This is a genomic window from Streptomyces albidoflavus (assembly GCF_000719955.1).
GTDB lineage: Bacteria > Actinomycetota > Actinomycetes > Streptomycetales > Streptomycetaceae > Streptomyces > Streptomyces albidoflavus.
This window is the reverse complement of record NZ_JOII01000021.1, coordinates 1-21,216: the sequence shown is the minus strand read 5'-3', so window position 1 is coordinate 21,216 and position 21,216 is coordinate 1. Positions and strand designations below refer to the sequence as shown.

General features: G+C 72.2%; 15 protein-coding genes and 1 pseudogene. 8 read left to right on the top strand and 8 right to left on the bottom strand.

Going from position 1 to position 21,216, the window contains the following annotated elements:
* Position 1: 1 nt before the first annotated feature.
* Entirely contained in the window at positions 2–1,198 is a 1,197-nt protein-coding gene (locus tag IF45_RS0120775; RefSeq protein ID WP_003948066.1) for a serine hydrolase domain-containing protein, read from the top strand.
* A 145-nt stretch (positions 1,199–1,343) separates the two neighbouring features.
* Positions 1,344–1,763, top strand: coding sequence for a peptidoglycan-binding domain-containing protein (locus tag IF45_RS0120770; RefSeq protein WP_018468133.1), 420 nt, complete (start codon positions 1,344–1,346; stop codon positions 1,761–1,763).
* An 85-nt stretch (positions 1,764–1,848) separates the two neighbouring features.
* Here the strand turns inward: IF45_RS0120770 and pepN are convergent, their stop codons facing one another.
* On the bottom strand, positions 1,849–4,434 hold the full coding sequence (gene pepN, locus IF45_RS0120765; protein WP_030308878.1) for an aminopeptidase N: 2,586 nt from the start codon (positions 4,432–4,434) through the stop codon (positions 1,849–1,851).
* A 164-nt stretch (positions 4,435–4,598) separates the two neighbouring features.
* On the opposite strand from pepN, the gene IF45_RS0120760 reads away from it, so the two are divergent.
* Positions 4,599–5,243, top strand: a complete 645-nt coding sequence (locus IF45_RS0120760; protein ID WP_003948063.1) for a mycothiol-dependent nitroreductase Rv2466c family protein — start codon at positions 4,599–4,601, stop codon at positions 5,241–5,243.
* An 86-nt stretch (positions 5,244–5,329) separates the two neighbouring features.
* On the top strand, positions 5,330–6,784 hold the full coding sequence (locus IF45_RS0120755; protein WP_030308877.1) for a pyridoxal phosphate-dependent decarboxylase family protein: 1,455 nt from the start codon (positions 5,330–5,332) through the stop codon (positions 6,782–6,784).
* A 159-nt stretch (positions 6,785–6,943) separates the two neighbouring features.
* On the opposite strand, the gene IF45_RS0120750 is transcribed toward IF45_RS0120755, so the two are convergent.
* From IF45_RS0120750 to IF45_RS0120740, 3 genes are all read right to left on the bottom strand, one after another.
* On the bottom strand, positions 6,944–7,582 hold the full coding sequence (locus IF45_RS0120750) for a superoxide dismutase (RefSeq protein ID WP_003948061.1): 639 nt from the start codon (positions 7,580–7,582) through the stop codon (positions 6,944–6,946).
* A gap of 158 nt (positions 7,583–7,740) precedes the next feature.
* The gene (locus tag IF45_RS0120745) at positions 7,741–9,189 is read right to left on the bottom strand and encodes an amino acid permease (RefSeq protein WP_030308873.1); all 1,449 of its coding nucleotides are present in this window, start codon (positions 9,187–9,189) and stop codon (positions 7,741–7,743) included.
* Positions 9,190–9,375: 186 nt separating this feature from the next.
* Positions 9,376–10,821 (bottom strand): amino acid permease, encoded by a 1,446-nt coding sequence (locus tag IF45_RS0120740; protein WP_018894909.1) that lies wholly within the window; start codon positions 10,819–10,821, stop codon positions 9,376–9,378.
* A gap of 326 nt (positions 10,822–11,147) precedes the next feature.
* Here IF45_RS0120740 and IF45_RS0120735 point away from each other — a divergent pair, with 326 nt between their 5' ends.
* The gene (locus IF45_RS0120735; protein WP_008411875.1) at positions 11,148–11,741 is read left to right on the top strand and encodes a biotin transporter BioY; all 594 of its coding nucleotides are present in this window, start codon (positions 11,148–11,150) and stop codon (positions 11,739–11,741) included.
* 685 nt (positions 11,742–12,426) lie between these two features.
* Here the strand turns inward: IF45_RS0120735 and IF45_RS0120730 are convergent.
* On the bottom strand, positions 12,427–13,863 hold the full coding sequence (locus tag IF45_RS0120730; protein WP_003948057.1) for an amino acid permease: 1,437 nt from the start codon (positions 13,861–13,863) through the stop codon (positions 12,427–12,429).
* A 372-nt stretch (positions 13,864–14,235) separates the two neighbouring features.
* Between IF45_RS0120730 and IF45_RS0120725 the strand changes: the two genes are divergently transcribed.
* Positions 14,236–14,727: a ribose-5-phosphate isomerase gene (locus IF45_RS0120725; protein WP_008411876.1), complete on the top strand. Its 492-nt coding sequence runs from the start codon at positions 14,236–14,238 to the stop codon at positions 14,725–14,727.
* Positions 14,727–15,527: pseudogene (locus IF45_RS0120720) on the top strand (Fpg/Nei family DNA glycosylase); the annotation flags it as partial. The gene IF45_RS0120725 and the pseudogene IF45_RS0120720, both read left to right, overlap by 1 nt.
* A gap of 23 nt (positions 15,528–15,550) precedes the next feature.
* Here the strand turns inward: IF45_RS0120720 and IF45_RS32480 are convergent.
* The gene (locus tag IF45_RS32480) at positions 15,551–16,780 is read right to left on the bottom strand and encodes a GNAT family N-acetyltransferase (RefSeq protein ID WP_078503808.1); all 1,230 of its coding nucleotides are present in this window, start codon (positions 16,778–16,780) and stop codon (positions 15,551–15,553) included.
* A gap of 159 nt (positions 16,781–16,939) precedes the next feature.
* Here IF45_RS32480 and IF45_RS0120705 point away from each other — a divergent pair, with 159 nt between their 5' ends.
* Positions 16,940–18,058 (top strand): PP2C family protein-serine/threonine phosphatase, encoded by a 1,119-nt coding sequence (locus tag IF45_RS0120705; protein WP_015507892.1) that lies wholly within the window; start codon positions 16,940–16,942, stop codon positions 18,056–18,058.
* Positions 18,059–18,292: 234 nt separating this feature from the next.
* On the opposite strand, the gene IF45_RS0120700 is transcribed toward IF45_RS0120705, so the two are convergent.
* Positions 18,293–19,495, bottom strand: a complete 1,203-nt coding sequence (locus IF45_RS0120700) for a cation:proton antiporter (protein WP_003948052.1) — start codon at positions 19,493–19,495, stop codon at positions 18,293–18,295.
* A 333-nt stretch (positions 19,496–19,828) separates the two neighbouring features.
* The gene (locus tag IF45_RS0120695) at positions 19,829–21,031 is read right to left on the bottom strand and encodes an acyltransferase family protein (protein WP_008411881.1); all 1,203 of its coding nucleotides are present in this window, start codon (positions 21,029–21,031) and stop codon (positions 19,829–19,831) included.
* Between the last annotated feature and the right edge of the window lie 185 nt (positions 21,032–21,216).

Here is a 21,216-nt window from a genome sequence, read left to right as displayed (position 1 = left end):
GATGGCCGCGCCCACCACACCGCCGCGCCCCGCCCGCAGACACCGGCGCCCGGCCCGCCTCGCCGCCGCGCTCGCCACCGCGACCGCGCTCGCCACCCTCACCCCGGCCCCGCTGGCCGCCGCCTCCACCACCCGCGGCCACGAGGGGACCCAGCGGGTCCTGGACACCGCCGTCGCCGACGGCGTCCCCGGCGCCCTGGCCCGCGCCCGCGACCGTCACGGGGTCTGGAACGGCACGGCCGGCACCGCCGACCTCGACACCGGCCGGGCGCGCGGCGCCGACGACCGCTTCCGTATCGGCTCCGTCACCAAGACCTTCGTCGCCACCGTCCTCCTCCAGCTCCAGGGCGAGCGGCGGATCGACCTCGACGACACCGTCGACCAGCACCTCCCCGGCCTCGTCGACGGCCACGGCCACGACGGCACCGCGATCACCCTGCGCCAGCTCCTCAACCACACCAGCGGCATCAGCAACTACACCGCCGACCCCGAGTTCCGGCGCAGGGCCTTCGGCGAGGAATTCCTCGACCACCGCTACGACACCTGGAAGCCCGGACAGCTCGTCGCCGTCGCCATGCGCCACGCCCCGGACTTCGCCCCCGGCACCTCCTGGAACTACTCCAACACCAACTACATCCTCGCCGGGATGGTCATCGAGAAGGTGACCGGCCACGGCTGGGAGAAGGAGGTCGAGCGCCGCATCCTGCGCCCCCTCGGCCTGCGCGCCACCAGCGCCCCCCGCACCGATCCGCACCTGCCCCGCCCGGCCGGCCGCGCCTACTCCTTCCTCGGCGACCCGGACCGCGAACACCCCTACGACGTCACCGAGCTGAACCCCAGCCAGGCCGGGGCCGCCGGAGCGATGATCTCCACCACCGCCGACCTCGACCGCTTCCAGCGCGCCCTGCTCGGCGGCAGGCTCCTGCCGCCCGCCCAGCTCCGCCAGATGACCACCACCGTCGAGGTCCACCCCTCCGCACCCCACGTCCGGTACGGCCTGGGCCTCATGCGCCAGACCCTCTCCTGCGGCATCCGGATCTGGGGCCACGACGGCGGCATCCACGGCTCCGCCACCCTCGCCTTCACCACCCGCGACACCCGCCACAGCTATCAGGCCAACCTCAACGGCGAATGGTCCCCGTCCGACCCCGCCGACGCCGTCGCCCTGACCGAGGCGGAGTTCTGCCGCGAGGGCTGACCCCCGGAACGCTCCCGTCCCCCCACGTCCCCGCAGGCCGGAGGCTGGGACGGTCCACGATCTCCCGTCCCGGCCCGGAACTGTGGCCACCGCCGGCCCGCCTCCCGCAGCCTGAGGGGGCAGAGACCGCACGCCGTACCGAACGATGGGGGACCCCGTGACACACCGCCGCCGCGCCTTCGCCCTGCTGACCGCCTCCGCCGCGCTCCTCGCCGGCGCCGTGACCGCCGCCCCGGCCGCCACCGCCGCTCCCACGGCCGCCGCCGCCCCGAAGAAGTGCTACACCCAGTCGACGATCGGCCTCACCTGCCACCACCACTACGGCGCGAAGTGGGCCGAGTACGGCTCCACCGGCGCCCACGTCAAGGAGATCCAGGCCCTGATCAACGGCACCACCACGTACTACGGCACGCACGGCAAGGCGCTCGCCGTGGACGGGATCTACGGCGCGGGCACCCGGTCGGCGGTCCGCTGGTTCCAGCAGAAGTACATCGGTGCCTCCGCCGTCGACGGCATCGTCGGCCCCCGCACCTGGGACGCCCTGCGCGGCTTCGGCCGCAAGTGACCCTGCCCCGGCACGCCGACGGGCCCGCCGCCCCACCCCGAGCGGGGGAGGGGCGGCGGGCCCGCCGGCCGGAGCGGGGACCGGCTCAGGCCCCCGTACCGGCGTCCGTCACCTGTGCCCGGTGGGCTCGCGCCAGGTCGTCGCGGGACTCCAGGACCAGGCGGCGCAGGGCCGGCGGCGCGTCCGTGTGCTCGCCCAGCCAGGCGTCGGCCGCCGCCAGCGGCTCGGGCCCGTCCTGGAGCGAGGGGAACAGGCCCCGCACGACGAGCACGCCGATCTGGATGGACCGCTCCTCCCAGACCCGCCCGATCGCCTCGAAGTACTTCGCCGCGTACGGCGCGGTCAGCTCGCGCTGCGAGGGCTGCGCGAACCCGGCGATCGTCGCCTCCACCAGCGCGTTCGACAGGGCGTCGGACTCGACCACCTGCGCCCACGCCTGCGCCTTGACCGCCTCGGAGGGCCGGGCCGCCAGGCACCGGACCTGGTGCCGCTTGCCCGAGGCGGTGTCGTCCCGGGCCAGTTCGGCCGCGATCCGCTCCTCGTCGACGACGCCGTAGGTGGCCAGCGGCTCCAGGAAGGTCCAGCGCAGCTCCTGGTCCATGTCGAGGCCGTCGATCCGGGCCGGCCCGTCGAGCAGCGCCCCCAGCAGCTGGAGGTCCGCCTCGTCGGAGGCGACCGAGGCGAAGAACCGCGCCCAGGTCAGCTGCGCGGGCCCGCCCGGCTCGGCCGCCCGCAGCTCGGCCAGCGCCCCCTGCGCCAGCGCCCGCCCGGCCTCGTCCCGGCGGGCCGGGACGACGTAGTGCACCAGCGCGGTGCGCGCCCAGGCGTGCAGCATCTGCAGGACGCCGATGTCGGACTCGCGGCCCGCGTGCTCCAGCACCAGGGAGAGGAAGTTCCGGGCGGGCATCAGCCCGTCGCGGGTCATGTTCCACAGCGCCGACCAGCAGAGCGCGCGGGCCAGCGGGTCGGCGATGTCGCCGAGCCGGGACCTGAGCGTGGCCAGCGAGTTCTCGTCGAACCGCACCTTGCAGTACGTGAGGTCGTCGTCGTTGACGAGGACCAGGTCGGGCGCCTCGGCGCCGACCAGCTCGGTGACGACGGTGCGCGGCCCGGTCACGTCCAGCTCGGCGCGGGCGTACCGCACCAGCGCGCCCTCGACGCCGTCCAGCCGGTAGAGGCCGACGGCGACCCGGTGCGGGCGCAGCTCCGGGTGGGAGGCGGCGGCCTCCTGGGCGACGGCCAGTTCGGTGATCCGGTTCTCGGCGTCCAGGGTGAGTTCGGGGGTGAGCGCGTTGACGCCCGCCGTCTGGAGCCATGCCTTCGACCAGCCGGCGAGGTCGCGCCCGGAGGTCTCCTCCAGCACGGCCAGCAGGTCGGCGAGGGTGGTGTTGCCGAAGGCGTGGCGCTGGAAGTAGCGGCGGGCGCCCTCCAGGAAGGCGTCCCGGCCGACGTAGGCGACGAGCTGCTTGAGGACGGAGGCACCCTTGGCGTAGGTGATGCCGTCGAAGTTGAGCTTGGCGTCCTGGAGGTCGCGGATGTCGGCGGTGATCGGGTGGGTCGAGGGGAGCTGGTCGGCGCGGTAGGCCCACGCCTTGCGGTTGTTGGCGAAGGTGGTCCAGCCGTTGGTGAACCGGGTCGCCTCGACCAGCGCGAAGCTGCCCATGAAGTCGGCGAAGGACTCCTTCAGCCACAGGTCGTCCCACCACTTCATGGTGACCAGGTCGCCGAACCACATGTGCGCCATCTCGTGCAGGATCGTGGTGGCGCGCCGCTCGTAGGAGGCGGCGGTGACCTTGCCCCGGTAGATGTACTCCTCGCGGAAGGTCACCATCCCCGGGTTCTCCATCGCCCCGAGGTTGTACTCCGGCACGAACGCCTGGTCGTACTTGCCGAACGGGTACGGGTAGCCGAAGTGGTCGTGGAAGAAGTCCAGGCCCTGCTTGGTGACGAGGAAGATGTCGTCCGCGTCGAAGTGCGGCGCCAGCCCCTTGCGGCACATCGCGCCGAGCGGGATCCGCAGCTCGGAGCCGTCGGGCAGGGTCCGCCGGTAGTCGTCGGTCACGTAGTGGTACGGCCCGGCGACCACGCAGGTGATGTACGTGGAGATGGGCTCGGTCTCGGCGAACCGCCACACCCCGTCGGCGTCCCGCTCGCCCGCGCCGTTGGACCAGACGCCCCAGCCCTCGGGGGCGGTCACCGAGAAGCGGTAGCGGCCCTTCAGGTCGGGCTGCTCGAAGTTGGCGTAGACCCGGCGGGAGTCGGCCGGCTCGTACTGGGTGTAGAGGTAGACCTCGCCGTCCTGCGGGTCGACGAAGCGGTGCATCCCCTCGCCGGTGCGGCTGTACGCGCACTGGGCGTCGACCACCAGGGTGTTCTCGGCCTCCAGCCCCTCCAGGGCGATCCGGGTGCCGTCGAAGACCTCGGCCACGTCGAGGGCGCGGCCGTTGAGGGTCACCGCGCTGACCGAGGGCGCGATCAGGTCCACGAAGGTGGCGGCGCCGGGCCGCAGCCCGGCGAACCGGATGGTGGTCACCGACCGGAAGGTGCGCGGCCCGTCCCCGGTCACCTCCCCGAGCGCCGAGCGCAGGTCGAGTGCGACGTCGTAGGACTCGACGGCGACCAGGGCGGCCCGCTCACGGGCCTCGTCTCGGGTCAGGTTCTCTCCGGGCACTGCGTACTCCTTCGTGGCGCATTTCCGACCGTCCGATCCTGTCATGGGCGCTTCCCGGTACTTCCCGTGACGCCCGGGAATGCGCCCGGTCCCCGCGCGGTTGCCGCTCGCGTACGGCCGCAGCCGGCCCGCCGACCACCGAGCCCGACCACCGAGGGAGAGACATGACCGACCCGCAGCAGAACACCGAGGTCACCGCCGATTTCTGGTTCGACCCGCTGTGCCCCTGGGCCTGGATGACCTCCCGCTGGATGCTGGAGGTCGAGAAGGTCCGCCCCGTCCGCGTCCGCTGGAACGTCATGAGCCTCGCCGTCCTCAACGAGGACCGGCTCGACGAACTCCCCGAGGGCTACCGCGAGCTGCTGACCCAGGCCTGGGGCCCGGTACGCGTCGTCATCGCCGCCCAGCAGCTGCACGGCGCCGAGGTCGCGGGCCCCCTCTACACCGCGCTGGGCACCCGCTACCACAACCAGCAGCAGCCCAAGGACCGCGCCACCCTGGTCGCCGCCCTCGAAGAGGTGGGCCTCCCCGCCGACCTCGCCGACTACGCCGACAAGGACACCTACGACGCCGAGCTGCGCGCCTCGCACGCCGCCGGCATCACCAAGGTCGGCCAGGACGTCGGCACCCCCGTCATCGCCGTCCCCGGCGCCGACGGCGAGGAGGTCGCCTTCTTCGGCCCCGTCGTCACCCCCGCCCCCAAGGGCGACCAGGCCGCCGCCCTCTGGGACGGCACCCTGCTGGTCGCCTCGGTCCCCGGCTTCTACGAGCTGAAGCGCACCCGCACCGCCGAGCCCAGCTTCGACTGACCTTCTCGTGAGGGGCCCCGCCGCACCACCGGCAGGGCCCCGCACGGGCATTGCCCCGCACCAGGGGCGGCGGCAGGATGGCGCGCATGCCGACGCCCGAACCGCCCGCGCGCCCCGACGTGCTGAAGGAACTCGCCGCCCTGCGCGAGGCCGACGCCCCCACCCGGGGCGGCCGCACCTTCGCCTACGTCTACGACCCGGCCGTCGAGGGGCTCGACGCGCTGGCCGCCGACGCCTACCGGGCCTTCGCGGACGTCAACGCCCTCGACATGACGGTCTTCCCGAGCGTGGCCCGCCTGGAGAACGACCTCGTCGCCCGGGTCGCCGCGCACCTCGGCGCCCCCGGCTGCCAGGGGACCTTCACCAGCGGCGGCACCGAGTCGATCCTGCTCGCCGTGAAGACCGCCCGCGACCACGCCCGCGCCACCCGCGGCGTCCGCGCCGGCGAACTGGTCCTCCCCGCCACCGCCCACGCCGCCTTCCACAAGGCCGCCCACTACCTCGGCCTCACCCCGGTCACCGTCCCCGTCGACCCGGAGACCTACCGCGCCGACCCGGCCGCCACCGCCCGCGCCCTCACCCCCGACACCGTCCTGGTCGTCGCCTCCGCCCCCAGCTACGCCCACGGCGTCCTCGACCCGGTCGCCGAGATCGCCGCCCTCGCCGCCGAGGCGGGCGTCCTCTGCCACGTCGACGCCTGCGTCGGCGGCTGGCTCCTGCCCTTCCTGCGCCGGGCCGGCCGCGAGGTCCCCGACTTCGGCCTGACCGTCCCCGGCGTCACCTCCCTCTCCGTCGACCTGCACAAGTACGGGTACGCCGACAAGGGCGCCTCCGTCGTGCTGTACCGGGACGCCGCCCTCCGCCGCCATCAGTACTTCGCCCACGCCGACTGGCCCGGCTACCCCGTCGTCAACCCCACCGTCCAGGGCACCAAGTCGGCCGGCCTGCTCGCCCAGGCGTGGGCGGTCCTGCGGTACCTCACCGACGAGGAGTACACCGCGCTGGCCGCCCGCGTCGCCGACGCCGAGACCCGCCTGCTCACCGGCCTCGCCGCCCTCGACGGCCTGCGCGTCCTCGGCACCCCCGCCGCCGGACTCGTCGCGGTCACCGCCACCGGCCCGGACGGCACCCCCGACCTCTCCACCGTCCTCCACCTGGCCGACGAGATGCGCGCCCGTGGCTGGTACCTCCAGCCCCAACTGGCCCACGGCGCCCTCCCGCCCAACCTCCACCTCACCCTGACCCCCGCCACCGCCGACCGCGTCGACGCCCTCCTCGCCGACCTCACCACGGCCCTGGCGACCGCCCGCACCCTCCCCCCGGCCACCCCCGCCCCGGACCTGGCCGCCCTCGCCGCCACCCTGGACCCCGACACCCTCACCGACGAGGAAGCCGCCGCCGTCCTCACCTACGCGGGCCTCGGCCCCGACACCGGCACCCCCGACCGCATGGCCCCGGTCCTCGCCCTCCTGGCCGCCCTCCCCACCCGCCTCAAGGAACGCCTTCTGACGGAGTACATCGGGTCGCTGTTCCAGATCTGACGCCGGGCGGGCGAAAGTCAGCCCGGCCGGCGCTTGAGGCCGATCGTGTACGGGCACAGAAAGGCCCCCGTGAGTCACGTCCTCACGGGGGCCTCCCCTTCATCCGCCCGCCGAGCGAAGGTTGAGAAGACGATCACGAGGCGGGACGCACAAGAGGGCTCAGGGAGCGAGCAGAACGTTCTCCCGAGCCTTGGCCGAGGCATAGCGCCGAGCGACATCCTGCCAGTTGACGACCCGCCACATCGCCTCGATGAAGTCCACCTTCTGGTTCTTGTACTGGAGGTAGAAGGCGTGCTCCCAGGCGTCGAAGACCAGGATCGGCGTGGAGCCCTGCCCCACGTTCCCCTGGTGGTCGTAGATCTGCTCGACGATCAGCCGGCCGGAGAGCGGCTCGTAGGCGAGGACGCCCCAGCCGGAGCCCTGGGTGGTGGCGGCGGCCTTGGTCAGCTGCGCCTTGAACCCGGCGAAGGAGCCGAAGGACTCGCGGATGGCGTCGGCCAGCTCGCCGACCCCGTCCTCGGCGAGGGGCTCCCCGCCGCCGTCGCCCGTCATGTTGTGCCAGTAGATCGAGTGCAGGATGTGGCCGGAGAGGTTGAAGGCGAGGCTCTTCTCCAGCCCCGTCACCGCCCCCCACTGGTCCTTGTCCCTGGCCTCCGCGAGCTGCTCCAGCGTGTCGTTGGCGCCCTTGACGTAGGCCGCGTGGTGCTTGTCGTGGTGCAGCTCGATGATCGCGGGATTGATGACGGGCTCGAGCGCCGCGTAGTCGTAAGGGAGTTCAGGAAGCGTGTAGACGGACAAGGCGTATTCCCTCCGGACTGCAATTGCGAACGACTTGCAAGAGCACGCTATCAACAACAGGTCAGGGCCGCGCGTCCGGACCGCGTGCCTACGACGAAAGGACCCCCGCCCCTGGGTCCCGGGGCGGGGGTCCTGACCTGCTGGAGAGGCGGCGGGGGTCAACCCTTGCCGACCCCGGCGGGCGCTGCGGCGCGCTTGCGCTGGAGGAGGTACCCGGCCAGCGCCAACGCCACCGTCAGGGAGCCGGTCGACAGGAGCTGGACGCGGGTGTCGGGCTCCTTCGCCATCAGGACGAAGACGCCGGCCATCGCGGCGAGCGCCACCCAGGTCAGCCCGGGGAACAGCCACATCCGCACCACCAGCCGCTCCGGCGCCTCCCGCTCGGTGCGGCGGCGCAGCAGCAGCTGCGAGGCGGCGGTGAAGAACCAGACGACCAGGATGACCGCGCCGATCATGTTCAGCAGCCAGGCGAAGACGTCGTCGGGCCGCCAGTAGCTGAGCAGCACGCAGACGAAGCCGAAGAAGGAGGAGGCCAGCACGGCGATGCGCGGCACCCCGTCGAAGACCCGGCCGAGCTTCCTCGGGCCCTGGCCGCGGGCCACCAGCGAGCAGGCCATGCGGGAGGCGCCGTAGACGTTGGCGTTCATCGCGGAGAGCAGCGCGATCAGCACGACCACGTTCATGATCTGGCCGGAACCGGGGATGCCCAGGTGGTCCAGGGTCGCCACGTACGGGCCCTTCTCGGCCACCGCCGGGTCGTCCCACGGCACCAGCGTGACGATGACCGCCATCGAGCCGACGTAGAAGACGCCGATCCGCCACATCGCGGTGCGCACGGCCTTGGCGACGCCCTCGGCCGGCCGCTCCGACTCGGCGGCCGCGATGGTCACCGTCTCCAGTCCGCCGTACGCGAAGACCGAGGCGAGCAGGCCGATGATGAACCCCTCGGAGCCGTTCGGCAGGAAGCCGCCCTCGCCGGTGAGGTTCGAGGTGCCCGGGGCCTCGCTGCCCGGCAGCACGCCGAGGATGGCCAGCACGCCGATGGCCAGGAAGACGACGATGGCCACCACCTTCAGCGTGGCGAACCAGAACTCGAACTCGCCGAAGTTCTTCACGGCGGCCAGGTTGGTGCCGCAGAAGATCACCATGAAGAGGGCCACCCAGGCCCACTCCGGGGTGCCCGGCAGCCAGCCCGACATGATCTCGGCCGCGCCGATACCCTCCAGGCCCACCGCCACGCAGAGCAGGAACCAGAACGCCCAGCCCGAGGTGAAGCCGGCCCACGGGCCGATCGCCCGCTCGGCGTGGACGGAGAACGAGCCGGAGGCGGGGTTGGCCGCCGACATCTCGCCCAGCATCCGCATGACCAGCATCACCAGCAGGCCGGAGGCGGCGTAGGCGAAGACGATCGAGGGGCCCGCGGCGGCGATGCCCGCGCCCGAGCCGACGAAGAGGCCGGCGCCGATGACGCCGCCGAGGGCGATCATCGACAGGTGGCGCTGCTTCAGCCCGTTCGACAGGGCGGAACCGGTGTCGGACGCCTGGTCGCCGCCGGGACGCTGGTCGGCGCCCGGCGTGTCCCCAGGAGTGAGGGTTGTCCGAGTCATGGTCGTATCGGTCCAGTACGTGAGACGACGGGGGAGTCCCTCAGTCTGCTCGCAGCGTCCGCTCAGGCGAAGAGTCCGCCCGTTATCCGGACACTTCCCTCACCTGGCGTGAACACCCGCGCACAGCGGCGCCGCATCCCGTCCACACCGCCGCCCCCTCCGTACGGCCCCTGCCCGTCCCTGCGCTCACCCGGCGGCGGCCGCACCCGTACCGCGCCGCAGCCGCCACTCCCGCACCCCGGCGACCAGCAGCACCAGCGCCGCCGCACCCGAGGACCAGAGCAACTGCGGCCGGGCGGTGGAGTCGAAGAGCATCAGCGTGAAGACCGCCGCCATCGCCACCAGCGCGGCCCAGGTCAGCCACGGGTACCCCCACATCCGCAGGACGAGCCGCTCCGGCGCCTCCCGCTCGATCAGCCGCCGCAGCCGCAACTGCGAGACGGCGATCAACGCCCAGACGAAGATCAGTACCGCGCCCACCGCGTTGAGCATGTAGAGGAAGACCGAGTCGGGCCACTTCAGATTGAGCAGCACCGAGACGAAGCCGAACGCCACCGAGGCCAGCACCGCCCGCCGCGGCACCCCGCCCCGTGCCACCTTCAGCAGCGCACGCGGCGCCTCCCCGCGCTCCGCCAGCGAGAAGACCATCCGCGAGGAGCCGTACAGGTTGGCGTTGAGGGCCGACAGCAGCGCCACGAAGACCACGATGTTCATGATCTGCCCGGCCGAGGGGATGCCGATCCCGTCCAGCACCGCGACGTACGGGCTCAGCCCCGGCCGCATCGCCGTCCACGGCAGCAGCGTCACGATCACCAGCATCGAGCCGACGTAGAAGAAGAGAATCCGGTAGACCGCGCTGCGCACGGCGCGCGCCACCGAGCGGGCCGGGTCGTCCGACTCGGCCGCCGCGATCGTCACGACCTCCAGGCCGCCGAAGGCGAAGACCACGGCCAGGACGCCGGAGATCACCCCCGACCAGCCGTTCGGCAGGAAGCCGCCGTCGCCCGAGAGATGGGCCAGCCCCACCGGCTCCGTCTCCGGCAGCAGGCCCAGGATCGCCAGCACGCCGAGCACCAGGAAGAGGACGATCGCGCCCACCTTCAGCGCCGCGAACCAGAACTCGAACTCACCGAAGTGCTTCACCGCCGCCAGATTGGCCCCCGTGAAGACCAGCATGAAGACGAGCACCCACGCCCACTGCGGTACGGAGGGCACCCATCCGTTGGCGATCTGCGCGGCCCCGGTCGCCTCCACCGCCAGCACCACCACCAGCAGGAACCAGTACAGCCACCCCACACTGAACCCGGCCCACCGCCCGAGCGCCCGCTCCGCGTGCACCGAGAACGAGCCCGAGGACGGCATCGCCGCCGACATCTCCCCGAGCATCCGCATCACCAGCATCGCCAGCGTCCCCGCGATCAGGTACGAGACCACGATCCCCGGTCCCGCCACCGCGATGCCCGCGCCCGAGCCCACGAAGAGGCCCGCGCCGATCACCCCGCCGAGCCCCAGCATCGTCAGATGACGCTGTTTCAGTCCGTGGCCGAGCGGCTCGGCGGAGTCGAAGGGGTCCCGGGCCGTGGTGGCGCTGGTGGCCCCGGGATCGCCGGGGCCCGCGGGGGCGTCGTGCATGGCGGTGCTCGCTGCTTCGTCGGTCCCCGCGGGGCCGGGCCGCGCCCGGGTGCGGGGGTGTGGGGGGTGTTCCGCGAATTGGCGGGACCCTACAGTCTCCCCATCTCACGGCCCCGGGAGCAACGCGGTAAAGCCGCCGCACGGGGGCGAGTGAGCAGCATCACGCCCTCGCGGGTGTACAAGCGGACCTTTGTGCGGAGTCCACCAAGGGCCCAACCGCCGCTTTGTCGGCGGCTGCTGGTGATCGCGTGGACGCGCTGGGATAGCGTCGGCCTGTCCTCAGCTGTCCCATGAGCTGTCCCACCCTTCACCCTCGGGGAGCCCCGATGAGCACTGCCGCCGCCTCCACCCGCCCGGGACAGGTCCTCGCCGACCTGCTGCCCGCCTCCACCGTTCCGAGGGCGCGGCTGCGCGACGCCGCCCTCGTCACCGGCGGTGCCGCTCTCACAGGGCTGGCGGCGCAGATCGTCCTGCCCGTCCCCGGCTCGCCCGTCCCCGTCACCGGCCAGACCTTCGCCGCCCTCCTCGTGGGCACCGCGCTCGGCGCCGGGCGCGGCTTCGCCTCGCTCGCCCTGTACGCCCTCGTGGGCATGGCCGGGGTGCCGTGGTTCGCCGAGGGGACCTCCGGGGCCTCGATGCCGTCCTTCGGCTACGTCCTCGGGATGCTCCTCGCCGCCACCGTCGTCGGCGCCCTCGCCCGGCGCGGGGCCGACCGCTCGGTGCTGCGCACGGCCGGCCTCATGGTGCTGGGCTCCGCCCTCATCTACGCCGTCGGGGTCCCCTACCTCGCCCTCTCCACCGGCATGAGCCTCACCTCCGCCGTCGCCGCCGGCCTCGTCCCCTTCCTCATCGGCGACGCCCTCAAGGCCGCCCTCGCCATGGGCACCCTCCCCCTCGCCTGGCGCCTCACCCGCGACTAGCCCCACCTGCCACGCGGCTTGCCCTCCGGCCGGGGGTTGGCCGCGCCGCGACTGGGGGGCTGGGATGCGGTGTGGCTGGGCTCCGCCCCTGCGTGCCCGTCCGTGACCCTGCGGGTCACCGATGGCCTCAATCGCCGGCCGGGCTATGGGGGTTCGCGGTGCGTTCGCCGGTTGGGTCGGGCGGGGCCGCACCGGGGTACCTCCTCACAAACTGCCAGGTGCGGGGTCAGCCGCTTCAAGGCGGCCGAGCACGGCAGTTTGCTGCGGGGGCACCCCGGCACGACCCCGCCCTTCCGTTTCGTCGGCGTCGTCCCGCCGGTGGGTGGGGAAAAGACAGGCCGTCGCCCATTGGTCTTTGTGGCGAGGTGGGGTCGTGTCGGGGTGCCCCCGCAGCAAACTGCACACACGGCCGCCTTGAAGCGACTGACCCCGCACCATGCAGTTTGTGAGGAGGTACCCCGGCGCGGCCCCGCCCCACCCACGCACCGGAGAAACCGCGAACCCCTATAGCCCGGCCGGCGTTTGAGGCCAGTCTTTGACCGGCACGGTTGAAACGGAGCCCGGCTACCACCAGCCCGGCCGGCGTTTGAGGCCTCCCCACCCCACAGCGCGGGCACAAGCCCCACGGCTAAAAAGGGCGCCCCGGGCCCACAAAGGGACCCGGGGCGAGAGAGGGGAAGGCGGGCTAGACCCGCGCCCCCCGGTGCTTCACGAGGGAGACGGCCACCACCAGCACGGCCACGAGCAGAGACAGCGCCATCTGCGTCCGGCCCGCCTCGTCGAAGAGCATGTACCCGATGACGAAGACGATCCCGGCGATGGTCACCCAGGTGAGGTACGGGAACAGCCACATCCGCACCACCAGCTTCTCGGGCGTCTCCCGGGCGATGACGCCCCGTAGCCGCAGCTGCGAGAAGCAGATGACGAGCCACACGAACAACGCCACCGCTCCGGAGGAGTTGAGCAGGAACTGGAAGACCGTCTCCGGCCACTGATAGTTGAACCACACCGCGGCGAAGCCGAAGACGACCGACCCGAGAATCGCCGCCTGCGGCACCCCGCGTGCGTTGACCCGGGCGAAGGCCGCGGGCGCGTCCCCGCGCTTCCCGAGCGAGAAGGCCATCCGGGAGGCCGTGTAGAGCCCGGAGTTGAGACAGGACAGCACCGCGGTGAGCACGATGACGTTCATGATCTGCCCGGCATGCGGAATCCCGATCGAGTTGAGCGCGGCCACGTACGACCCGTCCTCGACGATCGACTTGGAGTCCCAGGGCAGCAGCGCCACGACGACGAAGATCGACCCGAGGTAGAAGACGGCGATCCGCCAGATCACGCTGTTGGTCGCCTTGCGCACCGCCCGCTGCGGGTTGGCCGACTCACCGGCGGCCAGGGTGACGATCTCGCTTCCCATGAAGGAGAAGACGACCATCAGCACACCGGTGAGGATCGACCCCGCCCCGTTGGGCAGGAACCCGCCGTGCGCCGTGAGGTTGGCGAACCCGGCGCCCGGGTTGTCCGAGCCCGGCAGCACGCCGAAGACGGCCAGCACGCCGATGAGGACGAAGGCCGCGATGGCCACCACCTTGATCCCGGCGAACCAGAACTCGAACTCCCCGTAGGAGGCGACCGAGGCGAGGTTGGTCCCGGTGAGGACCACCATCACGATCAGCGCCCACCCCCACTGGGGCACGGCCGGGATCCACCCGTTGAGGATCACGGCCCCGGCGGTCGCCTCCACGGCGAGCACCACGACCCAGAAGAACCAGTAGAGCCAGCCGATGGAGAACCCGGCCCAGCGGCCGAGCGCCATGTCGGCGTAGGCGGAGAAGGAGCCCGAGGAGGGCCGGGCGGCGGCCATCTCCCCGAGCATCCGCATCACCAGGACGACCATGAGGCCGACGATGGCGTACGAGACGAGGATGGCCGGTCCGGCGGCGGCGATGCCCGCGCTGGAGCCGACGAAGAGGCCGGCGCCGATCACACCGCCGATGGCGATCATCGACAGATGGCGGTTCTTGAGTCCGGCCTGGAGGCCGTCGCTCCCCTGTCCCTCGGCCGGAGTGGGGCCGGCGGGTCCGTCGGGGGCTTGTTCCACCTTCGCAAGTGGGGGCTGCGAGGTCATGCGCCTTATTCCTTTGCTCTCGGGTTCCGAGCTGAGCCAATGAATCCACAAGAACCCACGGTTCGGAACCCCCGATTCCGTTTTGTCCTGTCGCTCGGCGTCGTCCCGGGCCGGGATCAGGGGCCGCAATCCCAGTTCCCCCAGGGGCTGCCGGTACCGGCCGGACGGTGTGTGGAACAGATCACACCGGGCGCCGCTGTGGAACGAATCACGGCCCTCGGACGTCCCCTGTGAGCGCATCCGGAACCGCCCGGACACCCAGGTGGCGACGGTGGAACTCCCGCAGGCGGGCCTCCGGCGCCCCAGGCGCCACCCGCCCGCCCGCGGACCCGGAATCAGCTACCCCGCCCCGGGCATGCCACACTCCCCTTCATGCGCGTGTACCTCGGCTCCGACCATGCCGGCTACGAACTCAAGAACCACCTCGTCGACTGGCTGAAGGCCAACGGCCACGACCCGGTGGACTGCGGCCCCCACCTCTACGACGCCGCCGACGACTACCCGCCGTTCTGCCTGCGGGCGGCCGAGCGGACCGCCGCCGACCCCGACTCGCTCGGCATCGTCATCGGCGGCTCCGGCAACGGCGAGCAGATCGCCGCCAACAAGGTCAAGGGCGTCCGCTGCGCCCTCGCCTGGAGCAAGGAGACCGCCGCCCTCGGCCGCGAGCACAACAACGCCAACGTCGTCTCCGTCGGCGCCCGCATGCACACCGAGGAGGAGGCGACCGACTTCGTCGCCACCTTCCTGGCCACCCCGTACTCCGACGAGGCGCGCCACACCCGCCGGATCGACATGCTCTCGGCCTACGAGACCACCGGCGAGCTGCCCCCGATCCCGGCCCACCACCCCCAGCACGACGCCTGATGCCCGAAGGGCACACCCTCCACCGGCTGGCCGCCGACCACCAGGAGTGGTTCGGCGGCCGGCCGGTGCGCGTCTCCAGCCCCCAGGGCCGCTTCGCCGCCTCCGCCGCCCTGCTCGACGGCGCCGAGTTCGCCGGGGCCGAGGCGCACGGCAAACACCTCTTCCTGGACTTCGGCGGCCACGGCTGGGTCCACATCCACCTCGGCCTCTTCGGCAAGGTCGCCCGCGGCACCGGCGCCCCGCCGCCTCCCACGGACACCATCCGGCTCCGGATCACCGCCGAGGACGCCTGGTCGGACCTGCGCGGCCCCACCGCCTGCACCCTCCTGACCGACGAGGGCAAGCAGGCCGTCCACGACCGCCTCGGCCCCGACCCGCTGCGCGCCGACGACACCCCCGACGCCGCCTGGCGCCGCATATCCCGCTCGCGCACCACCGTGGCCGCCCTGCTCATGGACCAGAAGGTGGTCGCGGGCGTCGGCAACGTCTACCGGGCCGAGGTCCTCTTCCGGCACGGCATCGACCCGTACACCCCCGGCAACCGCCTCACGCGCGCCACCTGGGACACCCTCTGGTACGACCTCGCCGCGCTGATGCGCGAAGGCGTGCGCCACGACCGGATCGACACGGTCCGCCCCGAGCACACCCCCGAGGCGATGGGCCGCCCGCCCCGCGTCGACGACCACGGCGGCGAGGTCTACGTCTACCGCCGCGACGGCCGCCCCTGCCTCGTCTGCGGCGAGCAGATCCGTACCGCCTCCCTCGCCGCCCGCAACCTCTTCTGGTGCCCGCGCTGCCAGACGGGCACCACCGCCGAGGAGCCTCAGAAGCCGTGCGGCAGCCAGGGCGCCACGTCGGAGCCGAACGCCGTCGAGGTCCGGGCCAGCGCCCCGGGCCGCAGTTCGCGCACCCGCCCGGCGGCGGCCAGCCCGCTCAACGGCACCCCGCCGAGGTAGGCCGCCCCCAGCTCCCGTACCGACAGCGCCAGATCGGGCTCGGCCTCGGTCCGTTCGCAGGCGGCGCCCTCGGCGTCGGCGCTCAGCCGCCAACGCCCCTCGTTCCAGGGGCAGAACGCGTCGGTCACCTCCAGCACCACGTCCAGCGGAGCCTGGTAGGAGCGCTGCTGGAGCGCGGCCCCCACCTCGACCAGCCGCACCTGGAGCACGTCCCCCAGCCGCGGCACACACCGCCGCGCGTCGCTCACCAGGTACTGCCAGGCGTCGTCCACCGGCCGGCTCGGCAGCTTCACCGTCCGCATCAGGTCGATCCCGCACAGGTAGCGGAGCAGCGCCGCGTGGGCGGCCGGGCCGGACGCCTCCAGGTCCTGGACCGTCACCGCCCCGTCGGGCCCGCCCAACCCCCAGGAGGGATGGGTGCGGTAGCGCGTGTACCCCACCACCTCACCGTCCCGCTCGGCCAGTACGCACTGGAGCGGCGAGCCCCCGGCGCGGTTCCCCGGCGGGTCGAGCAGCCCCTGCTCCTCCCACCCCGGCGCCCGGACGAGCATCCCCGGCCGCCCGGCCACCTGCCGCGCGTACACCTCCTCGCAGACCTTCAGCGCCTCGCGCGGGTCGGCCCGCCGCAGCACCACCTCGTCCGTCCCCTCCGGAACGGTGAGCCGCACCTGCGCGGTGTCGATCTCGGCGCTCAGCCTCATCGTGGCGATCCCGTACCCGAACCGCCCGTAGATCCCCGGCTCGGAGGCGGTCAGCATCGCGAGCGCCTCCCCGCGCGCCCGTACGTCGTCGAGCTGGCGGCGCATCATCGCGGTGAGGATCCCCCGGCGCCGGTGCGTGGGCGCCACCCCGACCATCGTCACCCCGGCCGCCGCCACCGGCCGCCCGCCGGGCACCGTGACCCGGAAGGTGAAGGCCCCCGCCGTCCCCACGACCTCCGACCCGTCCCACACCACGAGTGAGCGCTCCGGCTCGGTCAGCCGCTGGTACAACTCCCGCTCCTCGGGAGCCTCCGGCACACCGCCGAAAGCCAGCTCCAGCGTGCTGTACCACTGATCCCAGTCCTCGGCCCGCAATACCTCTGCACCAGATGTCATACGCCATCCCTACCAGCGAAGACGGGACGCGGCGAGGCGTTTTTGCTCCGCCCGGAGCAGGGGACAAGAGGGACCTCCCGTGCGAAGTGACGGCCCGGCTCGGTAAGGTCCCGAACAATGGCACAAGCAAGGGCGGCAGCAGAGACGACCCGGGCCCGGATGCGCAAGCGCTGGCACCGGGCCCGCACCGGGCTGCGCAAGTCCGCCGTCGACTACTTCCGCGGGGACGGCTCCGACTGGGTCGCCTTCGCCGGCCTCTTCCTCACGGTCCCCGCGATCGCCGTCGGCACCATCGTCGGTCCCGAATGGTGCGACCCCGCCGCCCTGGTCCTCCCGGTCATCGCCGGCGGCCTCGTCCTGCGCCCCGCCACCCTCCTGCTCCTCTACGCCTCGGCCACCGCGGCCCTCGTCGTGGAGTCGCTGGTCCTCGGCAGCGGCCCCACCAGCCAGGTGCCCGTCGGCGTCACCCCGGGCACGGTGCTGACGGTCGCCGCCGCCGGCCTCTTCGGCCTGGTCATCGCCCAGTTCCGCAGCCGGGTCGGGGTGCCCTGGCGGCGCGGCGGCACCATGCTCTTCGACCTGCGCGAACGCATCCGCGTCCAGAGCCGCCTGCCGCACCTGCCCTCCGGCTGGCACCACGAGATGGCGCTGCGCCCGGCCGGCGGCCAGTCCTTCTCCGGGGACTTCGTCGTCGCCGCCCGCACCCACGGCGGCCGCACCCTCGAAGTGGTCCTCACCGACGTCTCCGGCAAGGGCATGGACGCCGGTTCGCGCGCCCTGCTCCTCTCCGGCGCCTTCGGCGGCCTCCTCGGCTCCCTGCCCCCGCACGCCTTCCTCCCCGCCGCCAACGGCTACCTCCTCCGCCAGGACTGGGACGAGGGCTTCGCCACCTCGATCCACCTCGTCCTGGACCTGGACTCCGGCGACTACGAACTCTTCTCCGCCGGCCACCTCCCCGCCGTCCAGCTCCACTCCGGCACCGGCCAGTGGGAGGAGAAGGCCGCCGAAGGCCCCCTCCTCGGCGTCTACGACGGCTGCCAGTTCGACCCGGTCAAGGGCTCCCTCGCCCCCGGCGACGTCCTCATGCTCTACACCGACGGCCTCGTCGAGGCGGCCGGCCGCGACCTCTCCGAGGGCATCGACCGCCTCACCGGCGAGGCCGACCGCTACGTCCCCGGCGGCTTCGAAGGCGCCGCCTGGCACCTCATAGAAGCCGTGGCCAAGGACGTCAACGACGACCGAGCCCTCCTACTCCTCAGCCGCAAGCCGACCACCTGACCCGGTCCGGACCGGCCCATTCCCTTCAAGCCCGGCCGGCCTCCGAGGCCATCTGTGACCGGCACGGACAAGCGGCCTCACCCCCGGACAACAGCCCGGCCGGCGCTTGCGGCCCCCCACCCCAGGGCGCGGCCCCCGGCCCGCACCGAAGGCCCCCCAGCAGCGCCGCAGGCAAACGCCGCAGGCCCGCCCCCCGAAGGGAACGGGCCTGCGAAGGACGGGCAATCGGAAACGTCAGACGGACACCCGCTCGGGCACCGAGGCTCCCGACGCCCCCGCGTCGCCCCCGTCCCCGCCCGACGTCCCCCCGGGCAGAATCCGCGCCAGCCAATTACTCTGCTTGGCCGCCAGCGGCGCCATGATCGCCAGCAGCAGCACATACCCGGCGATGAACGGCGACAGCCTCGCGTCGAGCCCCGCGGCAGCGGCCATCGTGGCGAGGATGAGCGCGAACTCACCGCGCGCCAGCAGGGTGGTGGCGATGTTGGCGGCGGGCTGCGCACCGAACCGGTAGATCCGTGCCGCGGTGATACCCGAGATGACGTTCATGGAGAGCGTGAGGGCCACGGCGATCAGCACGGGCCACACGACGCCCGGCAGGTCACCCGGGTTGATGGAGAGTCCGAAGACGAAGAAGAAGATGGCACCGAACGCGTCCCGCAGGGGATGGACCAGCTTGAGGATCCGCTTGCCCGATGTGGTGGAGCCGAGCATCAGACCGACCATGAAGGCACCAATGGCGTCGGCCACGCCGAACCACTCGGAGACGCCGGCCATCAGCACCGCCGCACCGAGGAAGGAGATGGTCAGGATCTCGTCGTCCGGTGTGTTGATGAGCCGTCCGACGACGCGTGTGCCGTAGCGGGCCACGAGCGCCAGCGCGATCAGGAAGCCGAACGCCTTGCCACCGTCGACCAGGGCGGTGCTCAGGCTGTCCGCGCCGGACAGGATGGGCTGGAGCGCGGCGAGGTAGAGCGCGATGAAGACGTCCTCGACGACGATGATGCCGAGGATCGGTTTGGTCTCCGGATTACCGAGGCGCCTGGTGTCGACCAGGATCTTGGTGACGATCGCCGAGGAGGAGAAGCCGAGGACTCCGGCGAGGACCAGCGCTTCGGAGACCCCCCATCCGAGGGCGAAGCCGAAGCCGAGGCCGGCGCCGACGTTCAGCGCCAGATAGATCCCGCCGGCGAGTGCCATGTTGCGCCCACCGGCTTTGAGGTCGTCGATGTGGAACTCAAGACCGAGGTAGAAGAGGAGCAGCACCAGGCCGAGGGCCGAGAGCATCTCCAGGTCGTGCGGGTCGGAGACGAGCACGACTCCGGGGGTGTGGGGGCCGAGCAGTATGCCGGCCAGGATGAACAGCGGAATGGTCGGCAACCCGATACGGCCGCCGAGGCGTGCCAGCACAGCCGCGGCGACAAAAGCACCGCCCATGGCTATCAGCGTTTCTGCGTGTCCGATGAGCCCGTCCTCCTTCTTGAGTCAAGGGGGCGTCAAGGAATCGTCAATACTTAGCTTACCAAAGCATTACCTCTGCTCGGGTGCGACTGTGAGCAGCGCGACACAGGTCGTCAACTCGCTGTCACCAATGGGAAGTTGGGGGAGTCGAGCGGGGCTGGGGCGGCGGTTGCGCCGTTCCGTTCGCGTGCGGCCCGTACCCGCAAAGGCGGGAGCCCGGCCGGGGGAGTGGAGAACTCCCCGGCCGGGCTCCCGGACGTTCCGTCACCGGCCCCGGCGGCCCGCCCTCGGGCGTGCCGCGCGGGCGGGTCAGCGGATGGCCGCTCCCGACTTGGCGCGCTCGCGCGCCAGCTCGGTCGCGTCCCGCTTGAAGGCCCAGTTCATCTTCGGCTCCATCGCGAAGCGGAAGAGGCGCTGCACCGGCGGTGTGCAGAGGACGGTGACGATCGCGCCGGCGATCAGCGTCACGCCGATCATGCCGAGCGGCGTCCGCACCCAGTCGTACGTCTCGTACCAGCCCCAGAAGCGCGACCCCTTGGCGAGGAAGCCGTGCAGCAGGTAGCCGTAGAGCGTGCCGGCGCCGAGTGCGGTGAACCACATGTGGCGGCGCGGCACCCAGGCGAAGAAGCAGGCGGTCAGGACCATGGAGCAGCCGAAGAGGGCCAGGGTCATGATGACCCCCACCCACCAGGCGAAGCCCATCTCCTGGGCGCTGTCGCGGTGGTAGAACCACGCCGACGACATCCGCGGCGCGGCCCAGTAGCCGACCAGCAGCGCGGCGGCGAAGACCGGCAGCGCCAGCAGCCGGACCTCGCGGCGGCGCACCATCTGGAAGTGCTCCGGCTTGAGGACCAGGCCGACCACGAAGAACGGCAGGAACTGCAGGACCCGCTGGAGGTCCAGGTCGTCGCCGATGTCGGGGGAGACCGAGGCGAGCAGCGCGAGCGCCAGCGCCAGCGGCACGGGCCAGCGGACGATCTTCCACAGCGGCGTCGTGAGCCGCCAGATGAAGAGCGCGATCAGGAACCAGGTGAGGTACCAGGGATCGAGCAGGCTGATCGGATGGGTCGGATCGTCGTCGGCCCAGCGCTTGAAGAGGCTGTACGCGGTCTCGAACAGGATGTACGGGACGGCGACGCCCGTGACGAGCCGCTGGAGCCGGTCCTTGCGCATGTCGAAACTGCGCGAGAAGTAGCCGGAGATCACGATGAACGCCGGCATGTGGAAGGCGTAGACCACCATGTACAGGGCTTCGGCGGCCCGGCTGTCGCTGGTCAGCGGCTGCCAGGCGTGGCCCATCGCGACCAGCACGATCGCGAGGTACTTGGCGTTGTCGAAGAAGGGGTCCCGCGACTTGGCGGGTTTCGCGGCTGCGGCGGGGGGTCTCTCAGGACCGGGGGGCCGCTCCTGTGACGTGGGGGAGGGCCGTGGAGCCGTCATGCCGTCCGCCGGTTCCTGGACAGGGGGCAGCGGCTGACTGTGGTGGCCGTGCGGACGCAGCGAGTTCGTCACCAGGCGCCCTGCCCGAGTTCGGGGGAGACGCGCCATGACCTCACTGCACGGGTGGGGGTCGGGGCGGTGGGGAACATTTTCAGCACCCTAAGGGTTGTCCCGCAAATGATCTTCGGGTCGCCTCGGGTATGGGGGAGGCCGTTGTGCGGACCGCCGGTTTATCCGGTGAGGGCGAGGTTGTGCAT

What these genes read in the sequence shown, in the direction of transcription:
- IF45_RS0120775 (WP_003948066.1), top strand. Translation starts at nt 2, where the DNA reads ATGGCCGCGCCCACCACACCGCCGCGCCCCGCCCGCAGACACCGGCGC.
- IF45_RS0120770 (WP_018468133.1), top strand. Translation starts at nt 1,344, where the DNA reads ATGGGGGACCCCGTGACACACCGCCGCCGCGCCTTCGCCCTGCTGACC.
- IF45_RS0120760 (WP_003948063.1), top strand. Translation starts at nt 4,599, where the DNA reads ATGACCGACCCGCAGCAGAACACCGAGGTCACCGCCGATTTCTGGTTC.
- IF45_RS0120755 (WP_030308877.1), top strand. Translation starts at nt 5,330, where the DNA reads ATGCCGACGCCCGAACCGCCCGCGCGCCCCGACGTGCTGAAGGAACTC.
- IF45_RS0120745 (WP_030308873.1), bottom strand. Translation starts at nt 9,189, where the DNA reads ATGACTCGGACAACCCTCACTCCTGGGGACACGCCGGGCGCCGACCAG.
- IF45_RS0120740 (WP_018894909.1), bottom strand. Translation starts at nt 10,821, where the DNA reads ATGCACGACGCCCCCGCGGGCCCCGGCGATCCCGGGGCCACCAGCGCC.
- IF45_RS0120735 (WP_008411875.1), top strand. Translation starts at nt 11,148, where the DNA reads ATGAGCACTGCCGCCGCCTCCACCCGCCCGGGACAGGTCCTCGCCGAC.
- IF45_RS0120730 (WP_003948057.1), bottom strand. Translation starts at nt 13,863, where the DNA reads ATGACCTCGCAGCCCCCACTTGCGAAGGTGGAACAAGCCCCCGACGGA.
- IF45_RS0120725 (WP_008411876.1), top strand. Translation starts at nt 14,236, where the DNA reads ATGCGCGTGTACCTCGGCTCCGACCATGCCGGCTACGAACTCAAGAAC.
- IF45_RS32480 (WP_078503808.1), bottom strand. Translation starts at nt 16,780, where the DNA reads ATGACATCTGGTGCAGAGGTATTGCGGGCCGAGGACTGGGATCAGTGG.
- IF45_RS0120705 (WP_015507892.1), top strand. Translation starts at nt 16,940, where the DNA reads ATGCGCAAGCGCTGGCACCGGGCCCGCACCGGGCTGCGCAAGTCCGCC.
- IF45_RS0120700 (WP_003948052.1), bottom strand. Translation starts at nt 19,495, where the DNA reads ATGGGCGGTGCTTTTGTCGCCGCGGCTGTGCTGGCACGCCTCGGCGGC.